This window comes from Streptomyces sp. SID5785 (genome assembly GCF_009870065.1).
GTDB lineage: Bacteria > Actinomycetota > Actinomycetes > Streptomycetales > Streptomycetaceae > Streptomyces.
This window is the reverse complement of record NZ_WWIA01001128.1, coordinates 1-10,910: the sequence shown is the minus strand read 5'-3', so window position 1 is coordinate 10,910 and position 10,910 is coordinate 1. Positions and strand designations below refer to the sequence as shown.

Sequence of the window (10,910 nt, the reverse complement as noted above, 5' to 3'; positions counted from 1 at the left end):
TGGTTCCGCGGGCAGCGCCGTACGGGCCCGCGCCGCCTCGGCCTCCTGCGCGAGCCGGTTCATCCGGCGCTCCACCTCCGGCCACGCCACCTCGCCGCGCCGGACCGCGAGCAGCGGCTCGCGCTGCTCGCCCACGTCCAGCGTCAGCTCCCCGGTCAGCAGCAGGTCGCGGCAGGTCATCAGCAGCCGCAGCAGGTGCATGGCGTGCTTCCAGCGCGGGGCGCCGTGCGTGCGCACGTCCGCCTCCAGCTTCCTGCGCTGGCCGAGCGCGTACCGGGCGAACGTCTCGTACGCCTGCCGGGACAGGAACGCGTCGCGCAGGGAGAGGAGTTCACGTCCCGTCTCGGTCGTCCGCTCCACGAGCGGCGAGTGCAGGCACTCGAGGACGTTCGGGTTCGCGCGCAGCGCCAGCGAGCAGAACCGCTCCAGCTCCCACGAGAACTGCTCATCGGCCGGCCCGTCCACGTGCGTCGGCGGCTTCTCGAACCGCCAGAACAGCGGCGTCGGCGCCACGAAGACACCGCGCCGGTCCGTGTCGCTCGCCTCGGTGGCCAGGCCGAACGCGCGCGAGCCCATGACGCAGGAGTAGACCGTGTGATCACGCACGAGGAGTTCCGGTTCCATCCCCGGAGCCTATGAGCGCCGACCGCACCGAGTGGCGGCAGGGGGCGGCACGGGTGACATTGAGGAGGTCCCGTTCCGTGCGTACTCCGATGCGTACTCCGAAAGGCGCAGGCTCATGGCAGGAAACGATCTGGGCAGTCTGCTCGGCGGTCTCCTCGGCGGAGGCCGGCAGGGCGCGGCAGGCGGCGGAGGAGCCAACGTCCTCGGCTCGCTGCTGCAGAGCGTGCTCGCGGGCAAGTCCGGCGGCGGCTCCGCGGGCTCCAGCCCGCTCGGCGGGCTGATGGACATGATCACGAAGTCCGGGCTCGTCGACCAGAAGCAGCTCGACTCGTGGGTCGGCACCGGGGACAACCAGCCGCTCAGCCCCGAGCAGGTCAAGCAGGCCGTCCCCGACGAGACCCTCGACAAGGTCGCCGCCGAGGCGGGCGTCAGCCGCGACGAGGCGGCCCAGCAGGTGGCCTCCCAGCTCCCGCAGGTCGTCGACAAGCTCACCCCCGAGGGCCAGGTGCAGGCCGGCGCCTCGCTGGAGGACCTCGTCAAGGACCAGCGCCTCTGACCCGGATCCTCGATCCGCGCAGTGCCGCGCACGCGCGGTGCCCGTCTCGACAGACGGGCGCCGCGCGTCCGCCTGCACCACCCCGATTACGCTGGGCGACGGCAGAGCGTGCGCCGGAGGGGTACGCAGTTCGCAGGATCTAGGAGTGACACCGTGGCGGTACGAGCGGTCCGGGGTGCGGTCCAGCTGGAGCGGGACGAGGCCGGGCACATGGACGAGCAGGTCAGCGAGCTGCTCACCGCCGTCCTCGAGCGGAACGGCCTGAGCGGCGACGACGTGATCTCCATCTGGTTCACGGCCACCCCCGATCTGCACTCCGCCTTCCCCGCGGCGGCAGCCCGCGGCCTCGGCATCGTGGACGTCCCGCTGATCTGCGCCCAGGAGCTCGACATCGCCGGCGCCATGCCGCGCGTCGTCCGCCTCCTCGCGCACATCGAGACGGACCGCCCCAGGTCCGAGCTCGCCCACGTCTACCTCGGTGCCGCCGCCGCCCTGCGCAAGGACATCGCCCAGTGAGAACCGCACTCGTCATCGGCACCGGCCTCATCGGCACCTCGGCCGCCCTGGCCCTCGCCTCGCGCGGCGTCACCGTGCACCTCGCCGACCACGACCCCGGCCAGGCCCGTACCGCCGCCGCGCTCGGCGCCGGCACCGCGGACACCCCCGAGGGCGTCGTCGACCTGTGCGTCGTCGCCGTGCCGCCCGCCCACGTCGCCCACCAGCTCGCCGACGCCATGCGCCGGGGCGTCGCCCGCGGCTACCTCGACGTCGCCAGCGTCAAGGGCGGCCCCCGCCGCGAGCTCGAGGCGCTCGGCCTCGACCTCACGGCGTACATCGGCACCCACCCCATGAGCGGCCGGGAGCGCAGCGGACCGCTCGCCGCGACCGCCGACCTCTTCGAGGGGCGGCCCTGGGTGCTCACGCCGACCCGGGACACCGACACCGAGGTCCTCAACCTGGCGCTGGAGCTCGTCGCCCTGTGCCGGGCCGTGCCCGTCGTCATGGACGCCGACGCCCACGACCGGGCCGTCGCCCTCGTCTCCCACATGCCGCACCTCGTCTCCGGCCTGGTCGCCGCCCGGCTCGAGCACGCGGAGGAGACCGCCGTGCGGCTGTGCGGCCAGGGCATCCGCGACGTGACCCGGATCGCCGCCTCCGACCCCGGCATGTGGATCGACATCCTCTCCGCGAACCCGGGGCCGGTCGCCGACCTGCTCGCCGACGTCTCCGCCGACCTCGACGAGACCGTACGGGCGCTGCGCGCGCTCCAGTCCGCCGACGACGGCGAGCGCCTCAAGGGCGCCGAGGGCGTCGAGACGGTGCTGCGCCGGGGCAACGCGGGCCAGGCCAGGGTGCCCGGCAAGCACGGCGCCGCCCCCGCCGCGTACGAGGCCGTCGCCGTGCTCATCTCCGACCAGCCGGGCGAGCTCGCCCGCATCTTCGCGGACGCCGGCGCGGTCGGGGTCAACATCGAGGACGTGCGGATCGAGCACGCCACCGGGCAGCAGGCCGGTTTCATCCAGCTCATGGTGCAGCCCGCGGCCGCGCCGAAGCTGGCCGCGGCCCTGCGCGAGCGCGGCTGGGCCATGCGGCAGTAGCGGGCGGCCGTCAGAGGCGCCGTCCGGAGCCAGTAACCTTGTACGGGGCGTGTCCGCGCCCCGTACGCATGCCCCCGTGCACTGAGAAAGGTGTCCGTCACTCATGGAAACCCCGGCAGCCGTGATCGTCGCCATCGACGGCCCCTCCGGCACGGGCAAGTCGAGCACCTCCAAGGCCGTCGCCGCGCAGCTCGGTCTCGACTACCTGGACACCGGCGCCCAGTACCGGGCGATCACCTGGTGGATGGTGAACAACGGCATCGACCTGACCGACCCCTCCGCGATCGCCGCGGTGGCCGGCAAGGCCGAGATCGTCTCCGGCACCGACCCGTCCGCCCCCACGATCACCGTGGACGGCACCGACGTGGCCGGGCCCATCCGCACCACCGACGTCACCTCCAAGGTCAGCGCCGTCAGCGCCGTCCCCGAGGTGCGCGCCCGCATCACCGAGCTGCAGCGCTCCATCGCCTCCGCCGCGCGGCGGGGCATCGTCGTCGAGGGCCGCGACATCGGTACGACCGTGCTGCCCGACGCCGACCTCAAGGTCTTCCTGACCGCCTCGCCCGAGGCCCGCGCCGCCCGCCGCTCCGGCGAGCTCAAGGGCGCCGACGTCAAGGCGACCCAGCAGGCCCTGGTCGAGAGGGACCGGGCCGACTCCAGCCGCAAGACGTCGCCGCTGGCCAAGGCCGGCAACGCCGTCGAGGTCGACACCACCGAGCTCACGCTCCAGCAGGTCATCGAGTGCGTCGTCACCCTCGTCGAGGAGAAGCGGGCCTCCAAGTGAGCGAGGCTCCCTCAGAGCGCGGCGCCGAGGTCGGGCGACGCATCGGCGTCGGCCTGATGTACGGGCTGTGGAAGCCCCGCGTGCTCGGCTCCTGGCGGGTCCCCGCCACCGGCCCGGTGATCCTCGCCGTCAACCACTCGCACAACATCGACGGCCCGATGGTCATGGGCGTCGCGCCGCGCCCGGCGCACTTCCTGATCAAGCAGGAGGCGTTCTTCGGGCCGCTGGGCCGCTTCCTCGACGGCATCGGGCAGGTGAAGGTGGACCGCTCCGGCACGGACCGCACCGCCGTCACCCGCGCGATCGACGTGCTGAAGAACGACGGCGTGCTCGGGATCTTCCCGGAGGGCACCCGTGGCGAGGGCGACTTCGCGTCGCTGCGCGCCGGGCTCGCGTACTTCGCGGTGCGCGGCGCGGCGCCGATCGTCCCGGTCGCCGTCCTGGGAAGCACCGAGCGGCCCGGACGGTTGATAAAGGGACTGCCTCCGCTGCGCAGCCGGGTCGACGTCGTCTTCGGCGACCCCTTCCAGGCGGGCGACGGCAGCGGGCGGCGTACGCGCAAGGCGCTGGACGAGGCGACCGTGCGCATCCAGGACCGGCTCACCGCCCACCTGGACCATGCCAGGCGCCTGACCGGGCGCTGAGCGAGACTTTCAGTAGTGCACCGGCCCCCGTCGGGGCGGACGCACCGATCACCACGAATGAACGACGAGGTACGGACTTCATGAACGACCAGATCCAGCCCGAGGGCCCCGAGCACGAGCACGGCGCGCTCGGCGACACGGAGTACGCGGAGTTCATGGAGCTCGCCGCCGAGGAGGGCTTCGACGTCGAGGACGTCGAGGGCGCGATCGAGGAGGCGGGCCACGGCCCGCTGCCCGTCCTCGCCGTCGTCGGCCGGCCCAATGTCGGCAAGTCGACGCTCGTGAACCGCATCATCGGCCGCCGCGAGGCCGTCGTCGAGGACAAGCCCGGCGTCACCCGCGACCGCGTCACCTACGAGGCCGAGTGGGCGGGCCGCCGCTTCAAGGTCGTCGACACCGGCGGCTGGGAGCAGGACGTCCTGGGTATCGACGCGTCCGTGGCCGCCCAGGCCGAGTACGCGATCGAGACCGCCGACGCCGTCGTCTTCGTCGTCGACTCCACCGTCGGCGTCACCGACACGGACGAGGCCGTCGTCCGTCTGCTGCGCAAGGCCAAGAAGCCCGTCGTCCTGTGCGCCAACAAGGTCGACGGCCCGAGCGGCGAGGCCGACGCCACGGCCCTGTGGTCGCTCGGCATCGGCGAGCCGCACCCGGTCTCCTCGCTGCACGGCCGCGGCACCGGCGACATGCTCGACGCCGTGCTCGAGGCCCTGCCCGAGGCGCCGGCCCAGACCTTCGGCGGCGCCGGCGTCGGCGGCCCGCGCCGCATCGCGCTGATCGGCCGCCCGAACGTCGGCAAGTCCTCGCTCCTGAACAAGGTGGCGAACGAGGACCGCGTCGTCGTCAACGAGCTGGCGGGCACCACCCGCGACCCGGTCGACGAGCTGATCGAACTCGGCGGCGTCACCTGGAAGTTCGTCGACACGGCGGGCATCCGCAAGCGCGTCCACCTCCAGCAGGGCGCCGACTACTACGCGTCGCTGCGCACCGCCGCCGCCGTGGAGAAGGCGGAGGTCGCGGTCATCCTGATCGACGCGTCCGAGTCCATCTCGATCCAGGACCAGCGGATCGTGACGATGGCGGTCGAGGCCGGCCGCGCCGTCGTCGTCGCCTTCAACAAGTGGGACACCCTCGACGAGGAGCGCCGCTACTACCTGGAGCGGGAGATCGAGACCGAGCTCGGTCAGATCGCCTGGGCGCCCCGGGTGAACGTGTCGGCGCGGACCGGCCGCCACATGGAGAAGCTCGTCCCGGCGATCGAGACGGCGCTGGACGGCTGGGAGACCCGCGTCCCCACCGGCCGGCTGAACGCCTTCCTCGGCGAGCTCGTCGCCTCCCACCCGCACCCGGTCCGCGGCGGCAAGCAGCCCCGCATCCTGTTCGGCACGCAGGCGGGCACCAAGCCGCCGCGGTTCGTGCTGTTCGCCTCCGGGTTCATCGAGGCGGGCTACCGGCGCTTCGTGGAGCGGCGTCTGCGCGAGGAGTTCGGGTTCGAGGGGACGCCGATCCACATTTCCGTACGGGTGCGCGAGAAGCGCGGCAAGAAGAAGTAACCGCCGGAGGAACCCACCGGCGGAGCGGGCCCTAGTGCTCGCGGCGTGGAGCGGGCGGCAGTGCGGCGTGGAGCGGGGCTCCGAGGCCGGACTGCCGCCCGCTGTCCATTCCGTACAGCCGGGGCGGCGCGTGGTGCCGCGCCGCGTACAACCCCGCAGTGAACGACGTGAACCCCAGCTCCTCCTCGCCGCTGCGGTCGCCGGGCAGCGCCCGGAACGAGCGGCGGTACTCCGCGTACAGCGCGTCGTAGATCGGGGTGGCCGAGCGGCTGCCCGCGGGAGGCTGGGCGGGCCGCATGGCCGGGATCGGCGTCGGGTACGGCTGACGCCGCGGGGCTGAGGTGAGTTCGTATGGGTGCACGACGTGCCAACGACCCGGACCCCCCGTCGGATGCGCCCTGAACTCACCGCATTTGCGGGGAACAGTGACGTGACCGGCGGATTCGCGGGGATCCGGGTCGGTTTGCCGCGCCGGTGCGAACGGACGGCTCAGGTGCCGGCGAGCGGCATCGCGGCCGCGACCAGACGCCCGTCGGCCGCGGCCTTGTCGAGCGCGTCGCGCAGCAGGTCCTCGCGCGGCTGGCGGCCGATCGAGCCGACCGGGGCGGCGAACACGAGCACGGTCTGCGTCTTGTTCGCCGCGGTGCGCCAGCCCTCCGTGACCACGAGCGGCTGGTGCGCCTGCCACCACGCCACCTGCTGCGGGGAGCCGCCGGTGCCCGGCTGCAGCACGGCGTGCAGCTGGCCCATCGCGAGGAGCACCGACCAGCCGGGCAGCGAGCGCGGCGCCTGCGTCAACTCGGGCACCGGCATGAAGCCCTGCTCGATCAGGAGCGGCAGGAAGTCGTCGCCGCCACCGTCGACGCCGGGCCGGGAGATCGGGCCCGTCGGCTCCACGACGAGCGCGGGGTGCAGATCGCCGTTGACCAGGATCAGGCCGCTGGTCACCCCGAGCACGGCCTGGGCCGGGGGTGCCTCCGCGGCCTGCGGCGTCGCGCCCTGACCGGCCCCGCCGAGCGACTGGACGGCGCCCTGCAACTGGTCCTCGGCGACCTGGACGACCTGCGAGGGCAGGCAGGCGGCATGGGCGAAGGCGAGCACGGCGGTCTCGTCTCCGACGAACAGGACGGTGCTGGTCCGTTCCTGTCCGGTGTCGCCCGGGGTACGGCAGGACGTGCAGTCGTAGCTGCCCGGGGCGTTCTCCCCGGCGAGCAGCCGGTCGGCTTCTTCGTCGCCGATCTCGGCGCGTACGTCGTCACTGACGTCGAGCAAGCGCAGCACGGGGGGCTCCTCAGGATCGTCTCGCTGTGAGTGCTGATGCAGAAACAACGGGTGACCGGTGCCCCGGGTCACGCACCGGAGCGAGCCGGGGGAAAAACCCGCAGGTCGGCCGACCGGGTGGGGCCGCCAGGGGAGCGGCGCGGCACGGTCCTGAGCAGGGCGGGCGCTGCCTACGGTGACGCGATGCACCTGATCCCCGTGACGCCGGCCGCCCGGCGCTGCGCGACGGCCCTGCTGGGCGTCCTGCTCGCGCTGGACCTCGCTCCCGCCGTCGCCGCGTCCGTCCCGCCCCCCGCCCCGGGACCGGGCGGACTGAGCGCGCCCCGCGCCTGCACCAAGGGCCAGTGGCCGTGGGACTGCCTTGCCGACTGCGAGTCCAGCGGCCGCTGGAACGCCAACACGGGCAACTCCTACTACGGCGGGCTGCAGTTCTGGCAGCCGACCTGGAAGGAGTTCGGCGGGCTGAAGTTCGCGCCCCGCGCCGACCTCGCCACCCGCGCGGAGCAGATCACGGTCGCCGAGGAGGTGGTGCGACGGCAGGGCTGGGGCGCCTGGCCGGTGTGCGCCAAGCGGTACGGGCTCAGCGGCCGGGCCCACTTCGTGCAGCCCGGCGACACCCTGGGCGCGATCGCCGCCCGGCTCCGGGTCCCGGGCGGCTGGCAGGCGCTCTACAAGGCCAACCGCAAGGCGATCGGCCCCGACCCGGACCGGCTCGTCGTCGGAACGATGCTGAGACTCCCCTGAACCGTCCCCTCCGGATCGCCCTCGCGTCGTCCGACGAGGCGAGACTCGAAAAGGTTCCCGATTGCGGCTACCGATCCGGCAACGGCTCTGGAACAAGATGATGATGAAGAACAACCCTCGTCAGGGCATCCCTGTCTAACCATGCGGTAGGCGGAGGAGCCGGGCTGTTCAGACTGATGTGACCGTTCAGTCTGACCTCGGACGGTCCGTGACGAACAGTCGGATACGGGGATACGGGGTACGGGGACGCATGCAGATTTCTTTCCTGATTCACAATGCGTACGGGATCGGAGGGACGATCCGCACCACGTACAACCTCGCCAACACGCTGGCGGAGCAGCACGACGTGGAGGTCGTGTCGGTCTTCCGGCACCGCGAGGAGCCCGTCTTCGCGCCGGACCCGCGCGTGCGGGTGCGACACCTCGTCGACCTCCGCAAGGGCACCCCCGGCTACGAGGGCGAGCACCCCGACTACCACCGGTCCGCCACCGTCTTCCCGCGCGCCGAGGGCCGGTACGCGCAGTACAGCGCGCTCACCGACCGGCGCATCGCCGAGCACCTGGGCTCGGTCGAGGCCGACGTGGTCGTCGGCACCCGCCCCGGGCTCAACGTGCACCTGGCGCGCGAGACGCGGCGCGGTCCGCTGCGCATCGGGCAGGAGCACCTCACGCTGGACACCCACTCGCCCGCGCTCGTGCGGCAGCTGCGCAGTGTCTACCCGCGGCTCGACGCGCTCACCACGACGACCGAGGCCGACGCGCGCGCCTACCGCGAGCGGATGCGGCTGCCCGGCGTCCGCATCGCGGCCATGCCGAACCCGGTGCCCGCGCCCGGCGTCGCCCCGGCCGACGGCGACCAGAAGTGGGTCGTGGCGGCCGGCCGGCTCGCCCCGGTCAAGCGGTACGACCTGCTGATCAAGGCCTTCGACAAGGTGCGCGCCGAGCGGCCCGACTGGCGGCTGCGGATCTACGGCGGCGGCAAGCAGAAGGACAAGCTGCGCCGCCTCATCGACCAGCTCGGCCTGTACAACCACGTGTTCCTGATGGGTCCGGCCAACCCGATCGAGCCCGAGTGGGCGAAAGGTTCCGTCGCCGCGGTGACCTCCACCTTCGAGTCCTTCGGCATGACGATCGTCGAGGCGATGCGCTGCGGACTGCCCGTCGTCGCCACCGACTGCCCGCACGGTCCGGGCGAGATCATCGACAACGGTGTCGACGGACGGCTCGTCGAGGTCGGCAACGTCGACGCGATCGCGGGCGGCCTGCTCGAGCTCATCAACGACGACGAGCTGCGCCGGCGGATGGCCGCCCGCGCACTCTCCGAGTCCGCACGCTTCGACCCGGCGCGGATCGCCGAACGCTACGAGACGCTGTTCGGCTCCCTGACCGCGCGCAGCGGCCGTGTCGGCCTGCTGCACCGGGCCCGCGGCTCCCTGCTCGACGGCGCCTACGCCGTACGCAACGTCTTCACCTCGCAGGCGAAGGGGACCATCGCATGACATCGCCGGCCATACCCGCACCCGCACCCGTACCCGCACCCGCATCCGGGCCCGACGACAGGACCGCCGCCATGCCGCCGCGCGCCGACTGCATCGCCGACTCGGCGGGCGGTCTCACCTTCGACGTCTCGGACCACGGCGGTCCCGCGCCGGCCCATCTGGTGCTGGCGGACCGCGCGCGCGGCGACGAGGTGCGGCTGCCGCTCGCCCCGGCCGGCGACGGCCGGCTGCGGGCCTCGCTGCCCATCGGGGTCGGACTGCCCGAGGGGCGCTGGGACGCCTACGCGCAGGTGGCGGGGGAGGAGCCGGTGCGGCTGACGCCGGGCGTCAACGACCTGCGCTCGCTGCTCGACCGGGCGCCGAGCGGCTCGCGCGGCCATGTCGCCGTGCGCATCCCGTACGCGACCAAGCACGGCAACCTCTCGGTGCGCAGCTGGCTGCGCACCCCGCACGCCGAGGCGGGCGAGCTGCTGATCGACGGGGACGAGCTGACCGTGCGCGGCCGCCTCTACGGGACGGCCTTCACGGCCGGGGCCCGCGCCGAGCTGCGCTCCCGCGGGGCGGCCGGACGGACCGCGACCGGGAAGCTGTCCACGGACGGCGCGGAGTTCACCCTGCGGCTCGCGTACGCGGAGCTGGAGGAGGGGGCCTGGGACCTGTGGGTGCGTCCCGCGGGGGAGGACGGCGTGCAGGTGAGAGTGGCCCGGCTGCTCGACGACATCGCCGACAAGAAGCCGATCTTCACCTATCCGGCGGTGCGGGTGAGCGGCGCCGGGCGGGAGCTGACGGTGGGCCCGTACTACACCGTGGACAACGACCTGTCGGTCCGCGTCGCCGCCGTCTGACCCCGCGTCGGTTTCCCCGGCGGATTCCCCCGTGTGTTCCCCGCGGCGGAATTCCGGTGGGGCTCAACTCGCTTCCTTCGCCGCTGGATTCGACATTCCGGGGGCGGTCGGAAAATCGGGGGCGATGCGCTCGCCGGAGCGCTTCGCGGCCTTACGGAATTCAGCGCTCCGGCCATCTGGAATTCACCCGCAGGCCGTCCGGATTACCCGCGCCGGAAGTGCGGAACCGCCCGATCGTGTGAGGGAGTTCGAAGCGAACAGCTGTCGTGATCTTGTGACGAAAGCGTGACCGTACGAACGCGCGGCGGCCGCCGGGACGGGCCTGGCGCCGCCCGGGCGGACCGCCTACGGTGGGCCGCATGGCAACCGTTCCGACCCCGCCCGCAGACCCGCAGGACAGCCCCGACGGCTACGTCGGACTCGACGCCGAGCAGGCCGAGACCCAGGCGCGCGACCGCGGCTGGTCCACCGTCCGCCGGCTGCCGCCCGGGGCGATCATCACGATGGAGTACCTCGCCGGACGCCTCAACCTGGAGGTCACGGACGGCACCGTGACCCGCTCCTGGAAGGGCTGAGCGGCGCGGACCGAGACCGCGGAGCACGCGAAGGGCCCCGGAACCAGATGGTTCCGGGGCCCTTCGGCTGCGGGCCGGCTGTGCGTACCGGGGCCCGCCGTCACTGGGGCTGCTCGCGCAGCTCCCCCCGTCCCTTGAGGGTGCCGACCCGGCCGGCCCGCTCGGTGGCGGGGCGGCGGCTGCCGGTCGGGGTGGCCGGGGTGCGCTC

13 protein-coding genes are annotated in these 10,910 nt (G+C 73.2%); 10 read left to right on the top strand and 3 right to left on the bottom strand.

Annotated features, from left to right (window positions below; all coding sequences use genetic code 11):
- On the bottom strand, window positions 1–624 hold a 624-nt coding region (locus GTW43_RS36455; protein ID WP_161306257.1), incomplete at its 3' end, for a nucleotidyltransferase domain-containing protein.
- 115 nt (window positions 625–739) lie between these two features.
- Between GTW43_RS36455 and GTW43_RS36450 the strand changes: the two genes are divergently transcribed.
- The 6 genes from GTW43_RS36450 (at window position 740) to der (ending at window position 5,759) form a co-directional block, all read left to right on the top strand.
- The gene (locus tag GTW43_RS36450) at window positions 740–1,180 is read left to right on the top strand and encodes a YidB family protein (RefSeq protein ID WP_161306256.1); all 441 of its coding nucleotides are present in this window, start codon (window positions 740–742) and stop codon (window positions 1,178–1,180) included.
- Between the two features lie 153 nt (window positions 1,181–1,333).
- Window positions 1,334–1,696, top strand: coding sequence for a chorismate mutase (aroH, locus tag GTW43_RS36445; protein WP_161306255.1), 363 nt, complete (start codon window positions 1,334–1,336; stop codon window positions 1,694–1,696).
- Window positions 1,693–2,778: a prephenate dehydrogenase gene (locus GTW43_RS36440; protein ID WP_161306254.1), complete on the top strand. Its 1,086-nt coding sequence runs from the start codon at window positions 1,693–1,695 to the stop codon at window positions 2,776–2,778. The genes aroH and GTW43_RS36440 overlap by 4 nt, the downstream gene beginning before the upstream one ends.
- Window positions 2,779–2,881: 103 nt before the next feature.
- Window positions 2,882–3,562 carry a (d)CMP kinase gene (gene cmk / locus GTW43_RS36435; protein ID WP_161306253.1) on the top strand — a complete coding sequence of 227 codons (681 nt, stop codon included), beginning with the start codon at window positions 2,882–2,884 and terminating at the stop codon, window positions 3,560–3,562.
- Window positions 3,559–4,206, top strand: a complete 648-nt coding sequence (locus tag GTW43_RS36430) for a lysophospholipid acyltransferase family protein (RefSeq protein ID WP_161306252.1) — start codon at window positions 3,559–3,561, stop codon at window positions 4,204–4,206. The genes cmk and GTW43_RS36430 overlap by 4 nt, the downstream gene beginning before the upstream one ends.
- Before the next feature lie 80 nt (window positions 4,207–4,286).
- Window positions 4,287–5,759, top strand: a complete 1,473-nt coding sequence (gene der / locus GTW43_RS36425) for a ribosome biogenesis GTPase Der (protein ID WP_161306251.1) — start codon at window positions 4,287–4,289, stop codon at window positions 5,757–5,759.
- 31 nt (window positions 5,760–5,790) lie between these two features.
- On the opposite strand, the gene GTW43_RS37795 is transcribed toward der, so the two are convergent.
- Both GTW43_RS37795 and GTW43_RS36420 read right to left on the bottom strand, forming a co-directional pair.
- The gene (locus tag GTW43_RS37795; protein ID WP_202502388.1) at window positions 5,791–6,057 is read right to left on the bottom strand and encodes a hypothetical protein; all 267 of its coding nucleotides are present in this window, start codon (window positions 6,055–6,057) and stop codon (window positions 5,791–5,793) included.
- A 191-nt stretch (window positions 6,058–6,248) separates the two neighbouring features.
- The gene (locus tag GTW43_RS36420; RefSeq protein ID WP_161306250.1) at window positions 6,249–7,040 is read right to left on the bottom strand and encodes a hypothetical protein; all 792 of its coding nucleotides are present in this window, start codon (window positions 7,038–7,040) and stop codon (window positions 6,249–6,251) included.
- Between the two features lie 183 nt (window positions 7,041–7,223).
- Between GTW43_RS36420 and GTW43_RS36415 the strand changes: the two genes are divergently transcribed.
- From GTW43_RS36415 to GTW43_RS36400, 4 genes are all read left to right on the top strand, one after another.
- On the top strand, window positions 7,224–7,784 hold the full coding sequence (locus tag GTW43_RS36415; protein WP_161306249.1) for a transglycosylase family protein: 561 nt from the start codon (window positions 7,224–7,226) through the stop codon (window positions 7,782–7,784).
- A 250-nt stretch (window positions 7,785–8,034) separates the two neighbouring features.
- On the top strand, window positions 8,035–9,282 hold the full coding sequence (locus GTW43_RS36410; protein ID WP_161306248.1) for a glycosyltransferase family 4 protein: 1,248 nt from the start codon (window positions 8,035–8,037) through the stop codon (window positions 9,280–9,282).
- A 71-nt stretch (window positions 9,283–9,353) separates the two neighbouring features.
- On the top strand, window positions 9,354–10,127 hold the full coding sequence (locus GTW43_RS36405) for a hypothetical protein (protein ID WP_161306258.1): 774 nt from the start codon (window positions 9,354–9,356) through the stop codon (window positions 10,125–10,127).
- 359 nt (window positions 10,128–10,486) lie between these two features.
- Window positions 10,487–10,702, top strand: a complete 216-nt coding sequence (locus GTW43_RS36400) for an I78 family peptidase inhibitor (protein ID WP_161306247.1) — start codon at window positions 10,487–10,489, stop codon at window positions 10,700–10,702.
- The last annotated feature ends 208 nt before the right edge of the window (window positions 10,703–10,910 follow it).